Here is a 22007-nt window from a genome sequence, read left to right as displayed (position 1 = left end):
GAAGTCAAGGGGCCCCCGTTTGGCATAGCGTGGACGCATGTCCTCCGCTACTGACCACAGCCGCGCGGCCGGGGTCCTGCTGCTCTGCCGGGCCGAGCCCGACCGCGTACGCCCCTCCGCGCAGCTCCTGAACGAACCGCTGCTCCTGGTCCCGGCCGGTGAAGGGTGGAGCGCACTGATCCCCGGCGAGGACTCCTGGCGCTCCGAGGGCACGTCCCTCGCCGAGGCGACCGCGGGCTGGGCGCACGCCCTCGCCGTGGCCGAGTCCTGGCCGGTCGTCGGGGTGTGGTGGGACGCGAGCGGCGCCGGATTCGTGGTGGCGGCGGGCTTCCGCCGTACGGTCGGCTACCACTGGCTCGCCGACGGCACCCCGGCCGGCGCGGAGCCCGTGATGGGCGCCCTGCGCGCACGGCTCGGCCTCGACCCGGTCCTCGACGGCGCCGCCCTCGACGGGCTGGCTCGCCCGGACTCCGACGCCGGGGCCGCCGCCCGGGTGCTCGGCCTGATCGCCGTCCTCTCCCGCACGGGCCTGACGCTGCCCCCGGGCCTGGCGCCCGGCGTGAGCGCCGCCCGGCTGCGCGCCGCCGCGGGTGTGCTCCCCGCCGCCGAGGCCGTCGACTGGCCGGGCTGGCGCCAGGCCGTCCGGGCCGGGCTCGACGCCGCCGAACGCGGCACGCTCGGCGCGTGGACCCGCGGCCCCGGGCCCGTGCCCTGGGCGCCGCCGAGATCGCGGCCGGCCTCGCCCTGGCCTTCGGCGCCCGCCGCGCCGGGCGCCGGGGCTGGGCGGCCGTGGGTGCGGTGCTCGCGGCGGACGGCGCGCTGACCCTGGCCTACGACTGGTGGCGCGAGCGGACGTGAGACGGCGGGCGGAGCCTTCCCCGCCGTGCCCCGAACCGGGGCTCCGCCCCGGGCCCCGGTCCTCAAACTCCCCCAGCTACCGCTGGGGGTGCCCCTAAGAGGTGCCCCCGGACGGGCTGAATTCAGCCCGTCCGGCGTTTGAGGACACCGCGCGTCAGCGCGGAAGGGGGGCCCGGGGGCAAAGCCCCCGCCACGCGGCGGAGCCGCAACATCGGATGCAGCGGGAAGGGGCGGGCAGGGGAAAAAGCCGCCCGCAGGGCCTCCGACGGCTCAGACGTCGTCGTCCTCGTCGTCCAGCCGCGCCAGCCACGTCGCCAGCCGCTCCACCGGAACCTCGAAGTCCGGGTTCAGGTCGACGAAGGTGCGCAGCTGCTCGGCGACCCAGCCCAGCGTGACCTCCTCCTCGCCTCGCCGGTTCTCCAGCTCCTCGATGCCGCGGTCGGTGAAGTACAACGTGGTCTCCGTCAGGGGTAGTCAGGGGTGTTCAAGGACAGTTTCGCAGGGTGCGGGACATACCCGCCCAGGATAGGCGGGCCTTGGCCACAGCCTCTCGCGCCCGTCCGGCCCGAGGGCTAGCCTGCTGCCTCAGCGCGGGTGCGCCGTCGCGGGTGCGCGGTGCGGGAGCGGGGGTGGCGTGTGGCCGACGGGATCGCCCGGGTCCGGCTCGACGACGGCACGGTCGTCTGGGCGCGGATCACGGAAGCGCATGAACTAGAGAAACCCGGCGGGCCCGGGGCGGACGGTTCCCGGGGCGGCTACGAGGACTCCGGCGGCGCCCTCGCCCACGGTGGCTACGAGGACTCCAGCGCCGCCGGTGCCGCCCGCCGCGTCGCCGGGATGGCGGGCGGCCTCTCCGACGTCGTCCGGGGCGTCGTCGGCTCGCTGCGCATGGGGCTCGCCGCGGCGGCCCCGCAGGAGGTCAAGGTCGACTTCGGCATCGAGCTGTCCGCGAAGGCCGGGCAGGTCATCAGCCTCCTCGCGGACGGCGAGGGCAAGGCGTCGATCAACGTCTCGCTCACCTGGTCCGAGACCCGGCCGGACGAGGAGCGCGCGGCGCAACGGGACGCCGCCCCCGGGCGGCCCACCACCCCCGGCGCTCCTTGAGCGCCGCCGAAGGGACCGTGCGCCGGTCGGTCGTCCGCATCTCCGCCCCCGGCGGCGGGTATGACCCCAGCGGCGACCGGTTCTGGGGCAGTGGTTTCTTCGTCGCCCCCGGATGGGTCCTGACCTGTGCCCACGTGGTGGGGAACGGTGGTGGTGGCGTGCTGAGCGGCGATACGGCCATCGATGTCACCGACTGGCGGGAGCGCACCCGGCCCGGCCGCGTCGCGCTCGTCCTCCCGCTCCCCGCCGACCCCGCGGACCCGCCGCGCCGCTGGGAGCTGCCCGACCTCGCGCTGGTGGAGGTGGCGGGCGCCGACGACGCCGAGTGCCTGTGGCTGAGCGACCGTTCCGCCGTCGTCCCGGCCCGGATCAGCCTGCACGGCTGGTCGCGGGAGACCGGCGAACCGGGCCTGCGCTTCGGCGTCGGCACGGCCACCGGGAGCGACGGCAGCGACGGCGGCGCGATGCTGCTCCGGGGCGAGATACCCGTGGCGGGCTGCTCGGGCGGGCCCGTGGTCGACGTGGCCCGCGGCGCCGTCATCGGCGTGAGCAAGGGCCGCGGCCAGGGCACGGCGGGCCTCGCCGTCCCCGTCACCGCCCTCCGCCGGATGGCCAACGACCGGCCCGGCCGGGAGCGGTTGCACGCCCTCGTCCGCGCCCACGACCTGCACCACCTGAGCCGCTACCGCGCGGTCGGCACCCGCGGCAGCTGGACGGGCGTCCAGCACGCGCTCCGGCCGCCCGGCGCCGGTGCCTTCACCCCCGTCCTGCGCACCCACCTCTTCGCCCGGCTCGCCGAGCTCACCCCGCCGGCCACCCCCGGCGAGGTCATGACCCTGGTCGACGCGGTCAAGCGCCGGGTGATCCAGGACCCCTACCAGCCGGGCACCGAGCACGACCCGCGCACCTGGCGCGAGGGCGTGGGACTGCTCTACGACCTGCGCGACACGGAGGGTCAGGGCCCCGGCCGCGACCTGGAGCTGGAGGCCGTCCTGCTCTACGCGGCGCGGGTCGCCGCCGCCGTCAGCCTGGCCGGCCGGCCGGAGGACGAGAAGCCGCTGAAGGAGCTGAGCGGCTGGCTGACCGGGCGCGAGGAGCCGCTCCAGGCCGTCATCCGCGAGGAGATCGACCAGATCCTGCACGGCGGCGAGGACGGCCCCGGCGAGCCGTCCGGGCCGCTCGCCCCGGAGCCCCGGCCCGGCACGGTCGAGCTGCGCAAGACCGTCCACCGCAAGATCGTGCCGGACGTCCCCGCCGTCCGGGCCCGCGCGGACGTCCTGGTGGAGATCGACCCCCTGCTGTACGGCGACAGTTACCCCTGGCGCGTCAAGCTGCTCCGCGAGGACGACCTCGTCACCCTGCGCGGCGACGACCGGGGCGTCCCCCGCGCCCGGCTGCGCGAGACGCTGCTGGAGCCCATCGCCGAGGCCGTCCGCCAGGGCGACGTGGGCGAGCACCTGGCCGCCGTCGAGGTCGTCCTGCCGCGCGAGCTGTTCGACGAGCCGCTGGACTCCTGGCAGCTGGCCCAGCCCTGCACCGCCGAGGACGGCACCCCGCTCCTCGACCCGGACACCCTGCCGCTCGGCGAGCGCCGCGTCGTCGTGCTCCGCGACCGGCGCCGCCGCGACGTCCCGGCCATCCCCGAGTGGCGCCGCCGCTGGGGCGGCGCCCAGCGCGGACCGCTGACGGCCGTGCCGCTGCGCCGCGAGGCGCCCCTGCGCGGGCACGACGGACCGGGCCGGGAGAGCGGCCGCAGCGCCTACGGCAGGCTGTCGGACGCGGAGGACACCGCCGTGCCCGTCTACTGCGGCCCCGTCTCCGGCGGGCCCGGGGCCACGGCGATGGAGGCCGCGCTGGCCGCCGGGCACGCGGTCGTCATCTGGCGCAGATGCGCCACCGGCCATACGGATTGCGCCGAATTTCACCACCGCGCGTCCCGGCTCGTCGGCGAGGCCCGGACCGCGGCCGGCCTCCACCGGCGCATCCGCAGCCTGCGCATCCGCAGCGGCGATCCGGACGACCCCGACCCCGACGCCCTCTGGGCGCGGTCGATTGCCCTGCTCTTCGACTCACCCGACCACCCGCCCCTGCCCGAGGCGCCCCTCCACGCCCCCGGCGTACGCCCGGACCCGCTGTCATGACGGGCCGTCAAGTTCCCGGCAGGGAAGCCCGGTCGGGCTCGGCAGCCCGTGCCCCCACGGGCTACCTTCGTGCGGAGAGCGCCACGCGGCGCCCCGGCGGGACACGGTTCGAGGCGTCGGCATCAGCGGTGAGGAGCCCAGCGTGAACGATTGGCGCATCTACCGGGGAGCGGGTCTGCCGCACGACGGGATACGGCGCCTGCCCCCGCCCCCGCCCTGGCGCGACTTCGCCGCCACCGGCCCCGACGCCGGCGCGGGCACCGACCCCAGCGCCGCCCGTCGCCTCGGCGTGCTGCGCCGGCTCGTGGAGAACCACCACCCGCGCCCCGACGAGGTCGAGGCCGTCAACGCGGCGCTCTACCTCCGCCGCCCGCTGCTGGTCACCGGCAGCCCCGGAACGGGAAAATCCACCCTCGCCCACGCCGTCGCCCACGAGCTGGGCCTCGGCCGGGTGCTCCGCTGGCCCATCGTCAGCCGCTCCACCCTCCGCGACGGCCTCTACCACTACGACGCCATCGCCCGCCTCCAGGACGTCCAGCTGGAGCGGGCCGGTGCCGAGGGCGAGGGCGGCGGCGAGCGGCACTCCATCGGCTCGTACGTCCGGCTCGGCCCGCTCGGCACCGCCCTGCTGCCCTCCGACAGCCCCCGGGTGCTGCTCGTCGACGAGCTGGACAAGGGCGACCTCGACCTGCCCAACGACCTGCTGAACGCCCTGGAGGAGGGCGAGTTCACCCTCCTGGAACTGGAGCGCATCGCCGACCGCGAGCCCGCGGTGGAGGTGCTCACCGACGACGGCGGCCGGGCGGTGATCCAGGGCGGGCGGGTGCGCTGCACGACCTTCCCGCTGATCGTCCTCACCTCCAACGGCGAGCGCGACTTCCCCGCCGCCCTGCTGCGCCGCTGCATCCAGCTCGACCTCGAACCGCCGGGCGAGGAGCAGCTGACCGCCATGGTCCGGGCCCACCTCGGCGACGCCGCGGTGACCGAGGGCGACGGACTCATCCAGCGCTTCCTCGACCGGGAGCCGGGCGAGGTCATCGCCGCCGACCAGCTCCTCAACGCCCTCTTCCTCACCCAGCACGCCCCGCGCGCCGAGCGGGTCACCCGCGAGCGGCTCGCCGACATGCTCATGCAACCACTGGACCGTCCGAGGTGATCGGCTATGACGGCGCCCCCCGACGAGGAGGGGCTGGGGCAGCTGGTCGCCCGCCTGCGGGCCGCGACCTGGGACCTCACCCCGGAGGAGATCGCCGACGCGGTGTGGCTGGCCCGCTGGGTCACGCCCGGGGACACGGCCGGGACCGCCGGGTCCCCGGCCGCCGGGCCTGACGGGACCCCCGGCGCCGAGGCGGCGCCGGGGGAGCACGGGGCGGCCCCGGCCGGGGAACCCCGGGAGCCCGGGGAGCCGCACGGAGGCGTGGACGACTCCGCCGCCACCACCCCCGGCGGCGGCCCGCACCGCCCACCCGCCCGTACGGTCCGCGCCGAGCGGACGGGCCCGGTCGCGCTGCACGCCGAGGGCGCCCGGCAGGCCGCCGAGCCGCGCGAGACCGAGACGTTCCCCATCCGGGTGCCCACGGCCGCGTCCCTGCCCGGCCTGCTCGGCCTCCAGCGCGCCCTGCGCCCCCTGCGCGGCTACCGCTCGCTCGCCGCACCCACCCGCGGCCCCCTCGACGAGAACGCCACCGCCGACCAGGCCGCCCGCACCGGCGTCCTCCAGCCCCTCTACCGCCGGGGCGGCCGCCGCGCCGCCGCCATGCAGCTGCTCATGGACGCCTCCCCGTCCATGGTCGTCTGGGAGCGCATGCTGGAGGAACTCCGGCAGACATGCGCCCAGTTGGGCGCCTTCCGCGACGTCCGGGTGCGCTATCTGCACCGGGCCGAGGACGGCACCCCGCTCGTCGGCACCTCCGCCGCGCCCGGCGCCGGCCGGCCCCGCCCCGCCGACCAGTTCCGCGACCCCACCGGCCGCCGCCTCACCCTCGTCCTCAGCGACTGCGTCGGCCCCCTCTGGCAGGAGGGGCGGGCCCAACAGCTGCTCCACCACTGGTCGCTGACCTCGCCGCTCGCCGTCGTCCAGCCGCTGCCGCCACGCCTGTGGCCGCGCACCGCGCTGCCCGCCGACGCCGGCCTCCTCGTCCGCGACCCCGCGTCCGGCGGCCGGCTCGGCTTCGACCCCGACGGCTACGGCCCGGACCCCGCCCCCGGCGCCCTGCCCGTCCCCGTCCTCCCGCCCACCCAGGAGGCGCTCGGCTCCTGGGCCCGGCTGCTGGCCGGGCCCGGCCGGACCACCGTGCGCGGCGCGGCCGGCTGGGTGCTGCCCGGCCACCCCCCGGCCCCCCGGCCGCCCCGGCCGGCGCCCCGGCCGGAGCCGAGGAACTGCTGCGGGCCTTCCGGGCCAGCGCCTCGCCCGGCGCGCTGCGCCTCGCCACGCACCTCGCCGCGGTGCCGCTGACGCTGCCGGTGATGCAGCTGGTGCAGCGGGCGATGCTGCCGGACACCGGGCCCATGGAGCTGGCCGAGGTCCTCCTCGGCGGGCTGCTGTGGCGGCTGCCCGAACCGGAGCCGGGCCCGGCCGCCGACCCCGCCGACGGGCACTGGTACGAATTCGCCGACGGCGTGCGCGAGATGCTGCTGCGCTCCCTGGACCAGGGCGCCGCCGCGCTCGTCCTCAAACACTGCTCGGAGTTCGTCGAACGGCACTTCGGGAAGGGCGCCCGGAACTTCTCCGCGCTCGCCGTCGCCCAGCTCTCCGGCCGGGCCGACGGCGGCCCCGCGCCGGACCCGGCCGAGCCGCCCGGGGCCGCCGCGCCCGAGCCCGAGCTGTTCGCCGAGGTGCCCGCCCGGGTGGTGCGCTGGTACCGGCCGGTGCCCGTCGAGAGCGGCCCCCTCGCCGAGGCCGACCGGCTGCTGCGGCTCTGGCACGCCCAGGGCGACCCCACGCTGCTGCACGAGGCCCGCGAGCTCGCCGGGCCGGCGGCGGCCGCGGCCCCGGAGACGGCCGAGGGCGTACGGGCCCGGCTCGTCCTGGGCGGGGTCCTCCACGCCCTGGCCGGCACCGAGGCGGTACGCCACGCGCCCGACGCCGGGACCGGCCTCCTGGAGGAGGCGGCCGTGCTCCTCACCACCGCGGCCGGCCACGCGACGCCGGGCGGCGCGGCGCACACGGAGGCGGCGCTGGAACTGGCCGCCGTCCACGAGGCCCTGTGGCGGGCGACGGGCGACGCCGGACGGCTCGCCCGCGCGGAGGCGGTCCTGACGGCCCTGCCGCCGGGCACGGCGATCCGCCACCTCCGCCTGGGCCGGGTCCTCCTGGCCCAGGCGGAACGGGAGACCACGGCGGAGCTGCTCGTCCCGCCACCGCCGGAGCCGAACGCGGGCCCGGCCCCCCGGCCGGGGGCGGGGACCCGTTCCGAGGCGGGGCACGGGTCCGCCCGTGACGCCGGGGCGGACCCGGTCACCGAGCCCCGGCCGCCGCACGGCTCCGATGGCGGTGCCGGTGCCGGTACGGGGCCTTCGGCCGACCTGGGAACGGCCTTCCCCTTCGGGCCGGGCTCCGGTGGCGAGTCCGGCGAGTCCGCTGAGTCCGGCGAGGAGGCCGTGCCCGCCTACGGCACGGGAGTCCTGGCCGGTTCCTTCCCCGGGGCCCCTACGCACCCGGGGGCGGCCGCCGGGCCCGACGACTCGACCGGCTCCGACAGCACCGTCCGGCCCGACGCCCGGACGCCCACTCCGTCGGACCGGGAGCCTGCATCCCCGGCTGGCCGTGGGGGCGTGACTTCACCCGGTGGTGAGCCTGTCTCCTCGGCTGGTGGTGGGAGTGCCGCCTCACCTGGCGGTGAACCCATTCCCTCGGCCGGCCCCGGGAGCGTGACCCCACCCGACCGTGAGCCCGTCGCCTCGGCTGGCCGTGGGAGTGCCACCTCGCCCGGTGGTGAGCCCGACGACTGGCCCGGCTCCGGCAGCACCGCCCGGTCCGACGCCCGGACGCTCACTCCGTCGGACCGGGAGCCTGCATCCCCGGCTGTCCGTGGGAGTGCCGCCTCACCTGGTGATGAGCCCGTTCCCTCGGCCGACCGCGGGAGTGTCACCCCACCCGGTGGTGAGCCCGACGACTCGCCCGGCTCCGACAGCACCGCCCGGCCCGACGTCCGGACGCTCACCCCGTCGGACCGGGAGCCTGTATCCCCGGCTGGCCGTGGGGGCGTGACTTCACCCGGTGGCGAGTCTGTCTCCTCGGCTGACCTCGGTAGTGCCACCCCGACCGGCGGTGAGCCTGTCCCCTCGGCCGACCGTGGGAGCGTGACCCCGCCCGGCGGTGAGCCCGTATCCCCGGCCGACCTCGGCAGCGCCACCCCACCCGACCGCGAGCCCGTCCCCCCGGCCGGCCCCGGCAGCGTCACCTCGTCCGGGACCGGGGACGCCCCCCGTACCGAAGGAGCGGCCGGCCGCCAGGCCGCCAGTGCACCCGGCACCCGTACGGGCGCGCGTGCCGCCGCCGAGCTCCGTACTGCCTGCGCCCTCCTGGAGTCCTCCGGGGCCCCGCCCGGGCAGCGCTGCGCCGCCCTGCTCGACCTCGCCCGGGCGCTCGGCCTGTCCCGGGCGCCCGGGGTCGAGGTCCTCGGGGCCCTCGACCGGGCCGAGGCCACCGCCGGTGACGACGGGCTGCTGCTGCGCTGCCGCACCGAGCAGGCCCGCGCCCGTACCGCCCTGCGGGACTGGGCGGCGGCCGACGAGGCGTACGCGGCGGCCGCCGACCTCACCGGCGCCTACAGCCCCGCCCGTTGCGAGCTGCTCGCCGAGTGGGGCGAGTCGCTGCTCGGCCGCGCCCGGCGGGACCGGACGGCCTCGTCCGCCGGGCGGGCCGAGGCCGTGCTGCGGGAGGCGTTCGCCATCAGCACCGGGCCGGCGGCCGGACGGGCCCGGCTCCAGCTGCTGCTGGCCCGTGCCCTGGTCCTGCGCTTCGCGCGGCAGGGGTTCCTGCCCGACCTCTACGAGAGCTGCCACCTCCTCGAACAGGCCGCCCGGCGCGCCCCCGACCCCACGGCCCGGGCCGAGGCGTGGCTGGAGCTCGGCGCCGCCCGGACGACCCTGCACGAGCGGTCCGCCTCCGCCCCGCTCGACGACGCGGCCGCGGCCTTCACCGCCGCGCTGGCGGAGGCCCGGCGCGCGGCCGGGGACCTGCCGGGTTCCGTGCTCGCCGCGCGGGCCGCGCACCGCTACGGTGACGTCGTGGAGCGCATGGGCCGGCCCCGGGCGGCCCTGACCGCCTATCAGGAGGCCGCCCGGGAGTGGCGCGAACTCACCGCCCGGCTCGCGGCCGTTCCCTGGGCGGAGGTGCGGGACACACAGGAGCGCGTCGCGCGCCTGAGCGCCCCACGGGCCGGTGGCGCATGACCGGAACGCGGCCCGAACGGGTTTCCGCTTCCCGGCCCCCGGGAAGAACCGTGCAGCCGCGGGGGCCGCTCACGGCGGATGGCGGCAGGGAGGAGAAGAGGGTGCCCGAGCACAGGAACGCCGCACCGGCCGACCCGGCGGACAGCACGGCGAGGACGCCAGGACTGCCCGACCTCACCGGCGTCGACCTGCGGACCTTGCGTCACACGGGAGACGGCGCCCTGGACGCCGCGGTGTCCGACGTCCTCCTGCGCCCGTCGGACTACGGCCAGACCTGGTACTCGGACGGCGCGAGCGGGACCGCCGCCACCGCCCGGTGACCGCCCCGCACCCGACCGCCCCGGGACCGGATCCGGACGACTTACGGCCCACGGAGCCGGGTACGGACGCGGGCCGCCGGGCGCCCGTGGCCCGGGACACGGCGGCGGAGCCGGTCGCGTGCGGCGCCGTCCGCCCGCTCGTAGCGGGCCTCGGCACCCATGGCCCGCAGCTCGCCGAGGAGCGCGTCGACGCGCCCGTCCCGTGGCCACCGTCCGACGAGGACGAGGACCGGCCGGGCGACGTCGCGGGCGATCCGCCGCGCGAGGACGGCGCCGATGTCGTGGCGCCGGGCGTGGCACGGCCGGGTGTGGGTCGGTGGCCGGTGGTGGAGGCTCTTCCGGCCGGAGCGGATCAGGGCCCTGCCGGGTCCGCCGTCCGGTGGCTGGTGGCCGGAACGGCTGTGTGTGGCGCCGTGGCGCCGGGCGTGGCACGGCCGGGTGTGGGTCGGTGGCCGGTGGTGGAGGCTCTTCCGGCCGGAGCGGATCAGGGCCCTGCCGGGTCCGCCGTCCGGTGGCTGGTGGCCGGAACGGCTGTGTGTGGCGCCGTGGCGCCGGGCGTGGCACGGCCGGGTGTGGGTCGGCGGTCGGTGGTGGAGGCTCTTCCGGCCGGAGCGGATCAGGGCCCTGCCGGGTCCGCCGTTCGGCGGCTGGTGGCCGGAACGGCCGTGTGCGGTGCCGCCGGGACGCCCCGATGACCGTTCACCCCGCCCGTGAGACCACCGCCGTGCCGGCCGCCGCCCTCGCCCGGCTGGCGCGCACCCGTGCCGAGCCCGAGGACCTCGCCCTGCTCCTGCGCGGGCTGCACAGCCGCCGGCTCGTCCTGCTCAAGTCCCTGCTCACCCGCCTCGACCGGGACCCCGGCGCGATCCCCGCCCCGGCCCGGGCCCTCTTCGAGCGGCACTGGCGGCTCCTGGAGCGCACCGAGGCCCGGCACCCGGACGCCGTCCGCGACACCCTCGACTACCCCGCCGTCGGCAACTGGCTGGCCCGTACCCTCGCCGCCGAGGACGGTCCCGCGCTCGCCCGCGGCCTCGGGCGGCTCGGCGCCGTCGCCGCCGCGGCCGCCCTCCGGGCAGGCGGCGGATTCGGCGTCACCCTGCCCGCCCACGACGGCCGGATCACCCTCCCCGGCATCGGCACCCTCGCCGTACGGGCCCCCACCGCCCGGCTCACCGCGGGCGCCCGCACCGCGCGCCTGACCGCGGGCGGCCACCGTGCCGGGCCCGTCCTGCTGCTCGCCGGGGGCAGGGTCACCGGCGCCGGCCCCGGCTGGCGCGGCCTGCGCCGGCTGCCCGGAACGGCCGGCGCCGCCGTGCGCCTCGACGACCTCGACCCCTACCGCGCCCGCCCGAAGGCGTCGGCCGCGCCGCCCTGCCCCCGGCCCCGCGGGCCGAGACCCGCCACCAGCCCTGGGCCCGCCGCTGGCGGGGCGCCCTCGCCCTGCTCCGCGCCACCGACCCCGGCCGGGCCGCCGAGGCGGCGGCGCTCGTCCGCTGCCTGGTACCCCTCGCCCGCACCGGCCCCCACGGCCACCGGCCCAAGGTGAGCGCCACCTTCCGGGCGGCCCCCGGCGCCGTCCTCACCACGCTCCCGGACACCGCCGCCGACCTCGCCGCCGTCCTCGTCCACGAGACGCAGCACAGCAAGCTGTCCGTCCTGCACGACCTGCTGCCGCTGCACCGCCCCGCCCCGGCCGCCGCCTACCGGGTGCCGTGGCGCTCGGACCTGCGCCCCCTCGCGGGCGTCCTCCAGGGCGCCTACGCCCACCTCGCCCTCGCCGACTTCTGGACCCGGGCCGCCGCCGGGACGGCCCTGCCGCCCGCCGCCCGCGGCGAGGCGCGGATCCGGGGCGATTCGTACCGCCGACAGGTCGCGGCGACCCTGCCCCTCCTGCTTGAATCCAGTGAACTCACCACCACCGGGCAGGAGTTCACGGAAGGCATGCGGGTCCACCTGGCGAGCCTGGAGGCGGCGCCGGGGGACGCGTAATGCCCGACACATCGTCATCGGGCGGTGACTTACGGTAATCTTGACCGCCGTGCCGCACCCCACCGCCGCGGGCGCCGAGCAACGAGGGAGACGTGCGCATGAGCGAACGGACCGGTGCGCAGACGCGTCCGGGTCATCGGAGCGAACATTTCGTCGTCGTCTTCGCCGGGTTCCACCGGCCCTGGGCCACCTGGATCGCCCACCGCCTGGAGAGCCACGGCCACCGGGTCACCCTGCACCGCTGGGACCCCCGCCGCGAGGTCCCCCTGGAGACCGCCCTCGGCGATCTGCTGCTCGCCTCCGGCCGGCTGCTGCTCGTCCTGAGCGACTGGTTCTTCGAGCTCGGCCCCCGCCGCGAGGGCGAGTGGAGCGAGGCCCTGCGCGGCGTCGTCGCCGAGAACGCCGACCGCTTCGCCGCCGTGAACCTCACCAACCGCTCCCTGCTGCCCGCCACCGCCGTCCTGGAACCCGTCGACCTGTGGGGCATCGGCTCCCAGGAGGCCGAGCGCCGCCTGCTCGGCCGCCTCTCCCTGCCCACCGGCGCCGCCCGCCGCACCCTCCCCGACGGCCCCGGCACCCGCTACCCCAACGACCCGCCGGCCGTCTGGGGCGAAGTGCCCCGCCGCAACGCCCGTTTCACCGGCCGCGACGACCTCCTCAACCGCCTCCAGGAACACCTGATGGACGCCGAGCAGGGCACCGCCGTCTGCACCCTCCTCGGCATGTCCGGCATCGGCAAGACCCAGCTCGCCACCGAGTACGCCCACCGCTTCAGCTCCGACTACGACGTCATCTGGTGGGTCAACTCCGACATGCGCGGCACCCAGCGCGAGCGCCTCGGCGAACTCGCCCCCGAGCTGGGCCTCGTCAGCGGCTCCGAGCCCGGCGAGCGGATCCGCGCCGTCCATGACGCGCTGCGCCGCGGCGAGCCGTACGGCCGCTGGCTGCTGATCTTCGACGGCTGGGACGAGATCGACACCGATCTGCTTCCCGAGGGCCCCGGCCATGTCCTGATCACCTCCCGCAACCGCAGCTGGACCACCACCGGGGCCGTCCCGCTGGAGGTCCCCGGCTTCCAGCGGCACGAGTCCACCGGCTATCTGATGCGCCGCGCGCCCCGCATCACCGCCGCCGAGGCCGCCGAGGTCGCCGCCGAGCTCGGCGACATCCCGCTCGCCCTCGTCCAGGCCGCCGCCTGGCTGGGCGAGTCCGACATGGACGTCGCCGACTATCTGCGCATGGTCCGCGACGGCGAATTCTCCGGCCTCGCCGACCAGGGCGACTTCGACGGCGTCCCGCGCTCCTCCCTCACCTCCTGGTCGATACTGATCAACAGGCTCCGCGAGACCCAGCCGCACGCCGTGGAACTCCTCACCCTGTGCACCGCCTTCGCGCCCGGCCGCATCCCCATCGGCCTGGTCCGCCACCTCCCGCCCGACCAGCTGCCCGAGAACCTCACCTGGCTCGCCGGCGACCTGCCCGGCTGGACCCGCGCCCTGGACTCCCTCGTCAACTACTCCGTGCTCACCCGCGACACCCGGGGCACCGTCCCCGGCGAGCCCGGCCCCGAGCAGGAGTCCGTGCATATGCACCGGCTCGTCCACGACATCGTCGGCCGCCTCACCTCGCCCGACGAGTACCGCGCGCACCGCCGCGTCGTCCGCCGGATGCTGGCCGCCGCCGACCCCGGCAACCCCCAGGACTCCCGGCTCTGGCCCCGCTACGCCGAACTCCTGCCCCACCTGGAGCCCTCCGGCGCCCTCGGCAGCCATGACCGCCGCGTCCAGGAGACCGTCCTCAACTGCCTGCGCTACTGCCACCGCAGCGGCGAGTTCCGCACCGGCATGGAGCTCGCCGAGCAGGTCCGGGCCCGCTGGTCCGAGCTCTTCCCGCCCGACCACCGGCGGATGCTCGACCTCACCGCCCAGCAGGGCAACATCATGCGCTCGTACGGCGTCTTCCGCCCCGCCTTCGAGCTCGACCGGGACATCCTGGCGCGGCTGCGCGAGGCGGTCCCGGCCGCCGACCCCACCGCCCTGATGACGGCCACCAGCTGCCTCGCCGCCGACCAGCGCTACCTCGGCCAGTACGGCGAGGCCCTCCAGATGCAGCGCCAGGTCCTGGAGACCGCCGACGAACTCCTCGGCCCCGACGACTACTTCACCCTCAACGCCGCGCACAACCTCGGCGTCGGCCTCAGACTCCTCGGCCGCTACGCCGACGCCTACGAGACCGACCTGGAGAACCTCCGCAGGCGCGAGTCCCTGCTCCGCGCCCGGCACGCCGCCACCCTCGTCTCCGGCATCGCCTGCGCCCGCGACCTGCGGATGATGGGCCGCTACCGGGACGCCCTGGCCCGCCAGGAGCTCGGCATGCGGCTCCACCTCCAGGTCCTGGGCCCGCACCACCCGCAGACCCTGCGCGCCCGCCACAACCTCCTGCTGTGCGAGCGGCGGGCCGGCGGCTTCCAGGACGTGGGCGCCGCCATGGCCCTGCTGCTCGAACAGATGGAGCAGGTGCACGGCCGGGGCCACTACGCCACCATCGGCCTCGTCGTCGACCACGGCAACCACGCCCGCGAGCACGGCGACCTCGGCCAGGCCCGGGAGCTGATCGCCGAGGGCGAAGCCGGGTTCCGGGCCCTGCTCGGCCCCGCCCACCCCATCACCACCGGGATGCTCACCAACACCGGCCTGGTCCTCCAGGCCGCCGGTGAGCGCGCCGAGGCGCTCACCATGTTCGAGGCCGCCTACGCCGGGCTCGCCGCCACCCTCGGCCCCGACCACCCCTGGGTGCTGGGCTGCGCCCTCAACGCCGCCGCGGGCCGCAACTTCACCGGCCGGCTCGACGGCGCCCTGGAGCTCAGCCGCGACACCCTGCGCCGCTCGCGCCACGCCCTGGGCGAGGACCACCCGCTCACCCTGTCCTGCGAGGTCGCCCTCGCCATGGACCTGCGGGCCGTGCGCGAGCACGAGGAGGCCACCAAGGTCGAGCAGGACGCCCTCCAGCGGCTCACCCGCACCCTGGGCGCCCAGCACCCGCACGCCCTGTCCGCCCGCCAGCGGGCCAGGCCGTACTGGGACTTCGAGCCCTACCTGGGCTGAGGCCGCGAACGGGGAAAGAACGGGAAAAGGGGTCGGCCCCCATCGCTTCCGCGACGGGGGCCGACCCCTTGGTCACCTCGGACGAGGTCAGGCGTCGAAGACCTCGGCGACCAGCGCCTGCTGCTCCGCCTGGTGGCGCTTGGCCGAGCCGACCGCCGGGGAGGAGGAGTGCGGCCGGGAGATCCGGCGCAGTCGCTCCCGGGCCGGGATGTCGGCACCGACGGCCAGGTCCAGGTGGTCGATCAGGTTGAGCGCGATGAACGGCCAGGCACCCTGGTTCGCCGGCTCCTCCTGGGCCCAGATGTACTTCTCCGCGCCGGCGTACTTGGCGATCTCCGCCTGGAGCTCGGCACCCGGCAGCGGGTACAGACGCTCGATGCGGACGATGGCCGTGTCGTTCGCGCCGCGCTTCTCGCGCTCGGCGATCAGGTCGTAGTAGACCTTGCCCGAGCAGAAGACGACCTTGCGGACGTCCGCCGTGGCGACGGTGTCGTCACCGATCACCGGACGGAACGAACCGGTGGTGAACTCCTCCGCCTTCGACGCCGCGGCCTTCAGACGCAGCATCGACTTCGGGGTGAAGACGATCAGCGGCTTGTGGTGCGGGTTGTGGACCTGCCAGCGCAGCAGGTGGAAGTAGTTCGACGGCGACGTCGGCATGGCGACCGTCATGTTGTCCTGCGCGCAGAGCTGGAGGAAGCGCTCGACACGGGCCGAGGAGTGGTCCGGGCCCTGGCCCTCGTAGCCGTGCGGCAGCAGCAGGGTGACACCAGAGGTCTGGTTCCACTTCTGCTCGGAGGAGGAGATGAACTCGTCGATGATCGACTGGGCGCCGTTGACGAAGTCACCGAACTGGGCCTCCCACAGCACCAGCGCGTCCGGGCGGGCCAGGGAGTACCCGTACTCGAAGCCCATCGCCGCGTACTCGCTGAGGAGCGAGTCGTAGACGTTGTAGCGCGCCTGGTCGTCGGAGAGGTACAGCAGCGGGGTGTAGTCGTCGCCGGTCTCCCGGTCGACGAGCACCGCGTGCCGCTGGCCGAAGGTGCCGCGGCGGGAGTCCTGGCCGGCGAGCCGGACCGGGGTGCCCTCCATCAGCAGCGAACCGAAGGCCAGGGTCTCGCCCATGCCCCAGTCGATCGTGCCGTCCTCGACGCTGGCCGCGCGGCGCTGCAGCTGCGGCAGCAGACGCGGGTGCACCGTGACGCCCTCGGGCAGGGTGACCTGCGACTCGGCGATCCGCTTGACGACCTCCTGGGAGATCGCGGTGTTCACCTGGACCGGGAAGCCGGTCTGCGGGACCGGGACCTCCAGCGGGGCCGGGGTCGTGTCGGCCTGCCGGACCTCGATGAAGACCTTCTCCAGCTGGCCCTGGTAGTCCTGCAGCGCCTGCTCGGCCTCTTCCAGCGTGATGTCGCCACGACCGATGAGGGACTCGGTGTACAGCTTGCGCACCGAGCGCTTCTTGTCGATCAGGTCGTACATCAGCGGCTGGGTGAAGCCCGGGTTGTCGGACTCGTTGTGGCCGCGGCGGCGGTAGCAGATCAGGTCGATGACGACGTCCTTGTTGAACGCCTGGCGGAACTCGAAGGCGAGCCGCGCGACGCGGACCACGGCCTCCGGGTCGTCACCGTTCACATGGAAGATCGGCGCCTCGATCATCCGGGCGACGTCGGTGCAGTACATCGACGAGCGCGAGGACTCCGGCGGCGCGGTGAAGCCGACCTGGTTGTTGATGACGATGTGCACGGTGCCGCCGGTGCGGTAGCCGCGCAGCTGCGACATGTTCAGCGTCTCCGCGACCACGCCCTGGCCCGCGAAGGCCGCGTCGCCGTGCAGCTGGACGGGGAGGACCGTGAAGTCCGTGCCGGCCTTGCCGATGATGTCCTGCTTGGCGCGGGCGATGCCCTCGACGACCGGGTCGACGGTCTCCAGGTGCGACGGGTTGGCGGCCAGCGAGACCTTGATCTGCTCGCCGTCCAGGCCCGTGAAGGTGCCCTCGGCGCCCAGGTGGTACTTCACGTCGCCGGAGCCGTGCATCGACTTCGGGTCGAGGTTGCCCTCGAACTCGCGGAAGATCTGCGCGTAGGACTTGCCGACGATGTTGGCGAGGACGTTGAGGCGGCCACGGTGGGCCATGCCGATGACGACCTCGTCCAGGCGCGACTCGGCGGCCGCGTCCAGCACCGCGTCGAGCAGCGGGATGACGGACTCGCCGCCCTCCAGCGAGAAGCGCTTCTGGCCGACGTACTTCGTCTGCAGGAAGGTCTCGAACGCCTCGGCCGCGTTCAGCCGGCGCAGGATGCGCAGCTGCTCCTCGCGCTCCGGCTTGGAGTGGCCGCGCTCGACCCGGTCCTGGATCCACTTGCGCTGCTTCGGGTCCTGGATGTGCATGAACTCGATGCCGGTGGTGCGGCAGTACGAGTCGCGCAGTACGCCCAGGATGTCGCGCAGCTTCATCATCGCCTTGCCGGCGAAGCCGCCGACCGCGAACTCGCGCTCCAGGTCCCACAGGGTGAGGCCGTGCTCGGTGATGTCCAGGTCGGGGTGCTTGCGCTGGCGGTACTCCAGCGGGTCGGTGTCGGCCATGACGTGGCCGCGGACCCGGTAGGAGTGGATCAGCTCGAAGACCCGGGCGGCCTTGGTGACGTCGTCGTCGTGGGAGACGTCGATGTCGCGCAGCCAGCGGACCGGCTCGTACGGGATCCGCAGGGCCTTGAAGATCTCGTCGTAGAAGTCGTTCTCGCCGAGCAGCAGCTGGGCCATGATCCGCAGGAACTCGCCGGAGGCGGCGCCCTGGATCACCCGGTGGTCGTACGTCGAGGTCAGGGTCATGACCTTGGAGATGCCCATGCGGTTCAGGGCGTCCTGCGAGGTGCCCTGGAACTCGGCCGGGTAGTCCATCGCGCCGACGCCGAGGATCAGACCCTGGCCGGGCATCAGGCGCGGCACGGAGTGCACGGTGCCGATGCCGCCGGGGTTGGTCAGCGAGGCGGTGACCCCGGTGAAGTCGTCCATCGTCAGCTTGCCGACGCGGGCGCGGCGGACGATGTCCTCGTACGCCTGCCAGAACTCGAAGAAGTTGAGCGTCTCGGCCTTCTTGATGGCCGCGACCACGAGCTGGCGGTCACCGTTGGGCTTGACCAGGTCGATCGCCAGGCCGAGGTTGACGTGCTCGGGCTTGACGAGGGTCGGCTTGCCGTCCTTCTCCGTGAAGGAGTGGTTCATGGACGGCATGAGCTTCAGCGCCTGCACCATGGCGTAGCCGATGAGGTGCGTGAAGGAGACCTTGCCACCGCGGGCGCGCTTGAGGTGATTGTTGATCACGATGCGCTGGTCGAACAACAGCTTCACCGGGACGGCGCGGACGGACGTGGCCGTCGGCAGCTCCAGGGAGGCGTTCATGTTCTTGGCGACGGCGGCCGAGGGGCCGCGCAGCGTCACGTACTCGGGACCCGCGGGCGCCTCGGTGGCCGGGGCGGCCTTCTCCGGAGCCTTGGCGGCGGGCTTCGCCGGCGCGGCCGCGGCCGGCTTGGCGGGAGCCTGCGCGGGGGCGGCCGGGCCTTGGCGGCCGGAGCCGCCTGGGCCGGGCGGCCGGAGCCGGCTGCGCGGGGCGGCCGGAGTCTGGGCAGCGGCGGCCGGAGCCGCCTGCGCCGCGGCGGGTGCGGCGACGGGCCGGGCGGGCTGGGGGGCGTGGCCCCCGTCAGCGCCGTCGGCGGCGCGGCCGCGGCCTGGCCGGGCTTGTAGTCGGCGAAGAAGTCCCACCAGGCTCGGTCGACCGAGTTCGGGTCCTGGAGGTACTGCTGGTAGATCTCGTCGACGAGCCACTCATTGGAGCCGAAGACATCGGCAGGGCTCTTGCCCTGCCCGTCTCGGCCGGTCGAGATGCTCGAGGTGTTGGGGGACTGTGGCGACACGGCGGCAACCGCCCTCTTCCGCTTCACAAGGTGATGGACAGCGGAAATAAAGGCTACGCCTGTCCGGCCGGTTGATGCAGGCCACCCGGGCCAGCAGTCGCGCAAGTCACATTCCCGGACGGGTTTCGAGGCATGACTTGGCGGGAAACACACCGGGTTCCGCTTGGTCCGGGCATCGTCCGAGGTCATCAGGGTTCGCCTGAGCGGGCCCCACACTCCCTCGAATGTGTGCTTCCGCCATCGACCCTACGTCAACTTTGATCACGCGGCCTTCCCGGAAGAGTGACCTGTATGCGACAGCCCTGAGGGGATTCGGCCACTCCGATGCTGCCGCCGTGCAGATCCACCGCCCAGCGGGCGATCGCCAGACCCAGTCCCGTACCCCCGTCCGTGCCCGGCCCCTGCTGGCCCGAGCCGCCCCGGTTGAACCGCTCGAAGACCCGGTGCCGCTCCGCCTCCGGGATGCCCGGACCCTCGTCCAGCACCTCCAGCGCCAGCGACTGGGCCCCCTCGCCCCGGCGGGCCCGGACCGTCACCCGCCCGTGCGGAGGGCTGTGCTTGACGGCGTTGTCCACGAGGTTCGCCACGACCTGGTGCAGCCGCTCGGCGTCCGCGTGCGCGGTCAGCTCCGGCGGCGACACGTCCAGGTGCAGATGGACGTCCTTACGGGCGGTGGGGGAGGAGCCCGAGCCGTTGGCCATGCTCGTCTCCTTGAGCACCCCCGCCAGATAGGGCCACACCTCGAAGCGCCGCGCGTGCAGCGGCACCACCCCGTTGTCCAGCCGGGACAGGTCCAGGAGCTGCTCCACCAGCCGCCCCAGGCGCTCGGTCTGCCGCAGCGCCGTGCGCATCGTCTCCGGATCGGCCGCCGAGACGCCGTCCACCACGTTCTCCAGCACCGCCCGCAGCCCCGCGATCGGGGTGCGCAGCTCGTGCGAGACGTTGGCGACCAGCTCCTTGCGATGGGTGTCCACCGCCTCCAGGTCGGCCGCCATCCGGTTGAAGGCATTGGCCAGGTCGCCGAACTCGTCCCGCCGCCCGGCCCCCACCCGGCGGGTGTAGTCACCCTGCGCCATCGCCCGGGTGACCTCGGTCATCTCGTCCAGGGGCGCGGTCAGGCCGTGCGCCACGAACTGGGTTATCAGCAGCGAGGCGATGATCGAGAAGACCGTGATCACCCGGAGCTCGGTGGCCGACTGGATCGCCACGAACACCAGGAAGGTCGTTATCACCACGGAGCCGATGACCAGCGCGCCCAGCGCCGCCTTCACCGACCGGTAGGGATCCAGCGGGCGCAGCGCCTCCCAGACCCGGCCGCCCAGCCCCGCCGGGGCCGCCGGCCGGTCGCCGGCCCGCGCGCCGCCCTCGCCGGTCCGGCCGGGGCAGGGCCCGGCCCGCCCCGTCCGTCGCCCCCGCGGCCGGTCATGCCGCCGGGGTCTCCAGCGCGTAGCCGACGCCGTGGACCGTACGGATCCGCTCCGCGCCGATCTTCCGCCGGAGCGCCTTGATGTGGCTGTCCACGGTGCGGGTGCCGGAGGCGTCGGCCCAGTCCCACACCTCCGCGAGCAGCTGCTCGCGGGAGAGCACGGCCCGCGGTGTGTTCGCCAGACAGACCAGCAGGTCGAACTCGGTCGGCGTCAGGTGCACGTCCTCGCCGCGCACCCGCACCCGCCGCTGCGCGTGGTCGATCTCCAGCTCGCCCAGCCGCAGGATGCCGCTGCGCGGGGTGTGCGCGGCCAGCGCCGCCCGCTCCACCCGCCGCAGCAGCACGTGCACCCGCGCGGCCAGCTCCCGCATGGAGAACGGCTTGGTCATATAGTCGTCGGCGCCCACGCCCAGGCCCACGAGCATGTCCGTCTCGTCGTCCCGGGCCGTGAGCATCAGCACGGGCACCGGTCTCTGGGCCTGTACGCGCCGGCAGACCTCCAGGCCGTCGAAGCCCGGCAGCATCACGTCCAGGACCAGCAGGTCCGGCTGCCACGCCTCGGCGGTGTCCACCGCCGCGGGTCCGTCACCGGCGGTCCGCACCTGGAACCCCTCGGCCCGCAGGCGGGCCGCGATGGCGTCGACGATCGTCCGGTCGTCCTCGACGACCAGGACCCGGCGCTGGGCCCCCGCGGAGCCCGCGGCCCCGCTCGGGCTGATGTGTGTCTGCTCCATGCGCCCCGCCCCTAGCGTCTTCCCGCTCTGCTTCCCGGCCAGTCCTTTGCCACTGTGGCAAGCAGAGTACGGGCAGGTGGCGGGGGACGGCTACGCGGCGCGGAGCGCGAGGTGGACGACGTCCGGGACGCCCCGGGCAACGGTGATCTCTTCGGTTCTTACCCCTTCGAACCCGGCATTCCGGAGGGCTTCCTCGAACTCCTCCGACGGCTGCGCGGACCACACGGCCAGCACCCCGCCGGGCGTCAGCCGCTCCCGGCACGCCGTGAGCCCGGCCGGGGAGTAGAGGCCGCCGTTGTCCTCGGTGACGGTCCAGCCCGGTCCGTTGTCGATGTCCAGGCAGAGCGCGTCGTACGCGGCGGCGGGGCCCGTCCGTACGTGCGCGACCAGGTCGGCGAGGACGATCCCGGTGCGGGGGTCGGCCAGCGCGGCCGCCGAGACCGCGCCCAGCGGGCCGGTCCGGTGCCAGTCGACGACGGCGGGCTCCCGCTCCACGACCGTGATCCGGCCCCAGCGCGGCTCGGCCGCCGCCCGCGCCAGCGAGAACCCCACCCCGAGCCCGCCGATCAGCACCGACGGGCGCTCCCGGCCGGGCGGCAGGGCGGCGAGCGCGGCGTCGACCAGCAGCCGCTCGGAGCGGCCGTCGGAGGTGTCCATCAGGAAGCAGCCGTTGGCGATGATCTCGTGGATGTCACCCCGACGGCGCAGCGCCACCTCGCCGTACGGCCCGTCGCGGCGGTCCAGGGTCACCGGGGGCCCGGGATCGCGGGGGATGTAAGGGGTGTGAGGGGGGTACCGGACGTCCTGGCTGGTCATGGGCGGGCCTCCGGGGGATCGGATCGCTCGACGGACGCAAGGGGCGGAGCCGGGGTTGAGAGGCGTGACAGGATTCACCGGCGGAAGGTGAACCGGCGGGCCCCCGTGGACTTTAATGTGGCGGGTGCGGGCGGCGCACCCGTGTTTCACGGTGCGGCGCGAGGCGCCCGCAAGTGACCGGGCCCGCCCCGCGGGACGCCGTGC

The 22007-nt window shown here is 75.4% G+C and carries 13 protein-coding genes and 2 pseudogenes; 10 read left to right on the top strand and 5 right to left on the bottom strand.

What is annotated here, in order from left to right; translation table 11 throughout:
* The first annotated feature begins 37 nt into the window (after positions 1-37).
* Positions 38-858, top strand: a pseudogene (locus AF335_RS24975) (hypothetical protein).
* Between the two features lie 270 nt (positions 859-1128).
* Here the strand turns inward: AF335_RS24975 and AF335_RS24970 are convergent.
* Entirely contained in the window at positions 1129-1311 is a 183-nt protein-coding gene (locus AF335_RS24970) for a DUF6104 family protein (RefSeq protein WP_102920663.1), read from the bottom strand.
* Positions 1312-1494: 183 nt separating this feature from the next.
* Between AF335_RS24970 and AF335_RS24965 the strand changes: the two genes are divergently transcribed.
* From AF335_RS24965 to fxsT, 9 genes are all read left to right on the top strand, one after another.
* A complete protein-coding gene (locus AF335_RS24965) occupies positions 1495-1962 on the top strand; it encodes a CU044_2847 family protein (protein WP_184742880.1) in 468 nt (155 codons plus the stop codon).
* 17 nt (positions 1963-1979) lie between these two features.
* The gene (locus AF335_RS24960) at positions 1980-4103 is read left to right on the top strand and encodes a VMAP-C domain-containing protein (protein ID WP_146045617.1); all 2124 of its coding nucleotides are present in this window, start codon (positions 1980-1982) and stop codon (positions 4101-4103) included.
* A gap of 142 nt (positions 4104-4245) precedes the next feature.
* Positions 4246-5259 (top strand): AAA family ATPase, encoded by a 1014-nt coding sequence (locus AF335_RS24955; protein ID WP_102920661.1) that lies wholly within the window; start codon positions 4246-4248, stop codon positions 5257-5259.
* 6 nt (positions 5260-5265) lie between these two features.
* Positions 5266-6558, top strand: coding sequence for an SAV_2336 N-terminal domain-related protein (locus AF335_RS24950; protein ID WP_102920660.1), 1293 nt, complete (start codon positions 5266-5268; stop codon positions 6556-6558).
* Positions 6559-6569: 11 nt separating this feature from the next.
* A complete protein-coding gene (locus AF335_RS24945) occupies positions 6570-9500 on the top strand; it encodes a hypothetical protein (protein ID WP_146045616.1) in 2931 nt (976 codons plus the stop codon).
* Between the two features lie 101 nt (positions 9501-9601).
* Positions 9602-9820 (top strand): hypothetical protein, encoded by a 219-nt coding sequence (locus AF335_RS24940; RefSeq protein WP_102920658.1) that lies wholly within the window; start codon positions 9602-9604, stop codon positions 9818-9820.
* A gap of 691 nt (positions 9821-10511) precedes the next feature.
* Positions 10512-11366 carry a hypothetical protein gene (locus tag AF335_RS35940; RefSeq protein WP_244927148.1) on the top strand — a complete coding sequence of 285 codons (855 nt, stop codon included), beginning with the start codon at positions 10512-10514 and terminating at the stop codon, positions 11364-11366.
* The gene (locus AF335_RS35935) at positions 11261-11809 is read left to right on the top strand and encodes an aKG-HExxH-type peptide beta-hydroxylase (protein ID WP_244927157.1); all 549 of its coding nucleotides are present in this window, start codon (positions 11261-11263) and stop codon (positions 11807-11809) included. The genes AF335_RS35940 and AF335_RS35935 overlap by 106 nt, the downstream gene beginning before the upstream one ends.
* A 98-nt stretch (positions 11810-11907) precedes the next feature.
* Positions 11908-14913, top strand: a complete 3006-nt coding sequence (gene fxsT / locus AF335_RS24930) for an FxSxx-COOH system tetratricopeptide repeat protein (RefSeq protein ID WP_102920656.1) — start codon at positions 11908-11910, stop codon at positions 14911-14913.
* 87 nt (positions 14914-15000) lie between these two features.
* Here fxsT and AF335_RS24925 read toward each other — a convergent pair.
* The 4 genes and pseudogenes from AF335_RS24925 to AF335_RS24910 form a co-directional block, all read right to left on the bottom strand.
* Positions 15001-18827, bottom strand: a pseudogene (locus AF335_RS24925) (multifunctional oxoglutarate decarboxylase/oxoglutarate dehydrogenase thiamine pyrophosphate-binding subunit/dihydrolipoyllysine-residue succinyltransferase subunit).
* Positions 18828-19078: 251 nt separating this feature from the next.
* Complete coding sequence (locus AF335_RS24920) at positions 19079-20149, bottom strand: HAMP domain-containing sensor histidine kinase (protein WP_102920655.1); 1071 nt, start codon at positions 20147-20149, stop codon at positions 19079-19081.
* 100 nt (positions 20150-20249) lie between these two features.
* Positions 20250-20987, bottom strand: a complete 738-nt coding sequence (locus tag AF335_RS24915) for a response regulator transcription factor (protein ID WP_087926288.1) — start codon at positions 20985-20987, stop codon at positions 20250-20252.
* Positions 20988-21077: 90 nt separating this feature from the next.
* Positions 21078-21803 carry a spermidine synthase family protein gene (locus AF335_RS24910; RefSeq protein ID WP_228773111.1) on the bottom strand — a complete coding sequence of 242 codons (726 nt, stop codon included), beginning with the start codon at positions 21801-21803 and terminating at the stop codon, positions 21078-21080.
* Between the last annotated feature and the right edge of the window lie 204 nt (positions 21804-22007).

Source organism: Streptomyces eurocidicus, from assembly GCF_002891295.1.
Lineage (GTDB): Bacteria > Actinomycetota > Actinomycetes > Streptomycetales > Streptomycetaceae > Streptomyces > Streptomyces eurocidicus.
The sequence above is the reverse complement of the archived record's forward strand: the minus strand, read 5'-3'. Positions and strand labels throughout refer to the sequence as shown.

Coding starts and splice junctions, on each gene's coding strand:
- AF335_RS24950 (WP_102920660.1), top strand. CDS start 5,266: ATGACGGCGCCCCCCGACGAGGAGGGGCTGGGGCAGCTGGTCGCCCGC.
- AF335_RS24945 (WP_146045616.1), top strand. CDS start 6,570: ATGCAGCTGGTGCAGCGGGCGATGCTGCCGGACACCGGGCCCATGGAG.
- AF335_RS35940 (WP_244927148.1), top strand. CDS start 10,512: ATGACCGTTCACCCCGCCCGTGAGACCACCGCCGTGCCGGCCGCCGCC.
- fxsT (WP_102920656.1), top strand. CDS start 11,908: ATGAGCGAACGGACCGGTGCGCAGACGCGTCCGGGTCATCGGAGCGAA.
- AF335_RS24915 (WP_087926288.1), bottom strand. CDS start 20,987: ATGGAGCAGACACACATCAGCCCGAGCGGGGCCGCGGGCTCCGCGGGG.
- AF335_RS24910 (WP_228773111.1), bottom strand. CDS start 21,803: ATGACCAGCCAGGACGTCCGGTACCCCCCTCACACCCCTTACATCCCC.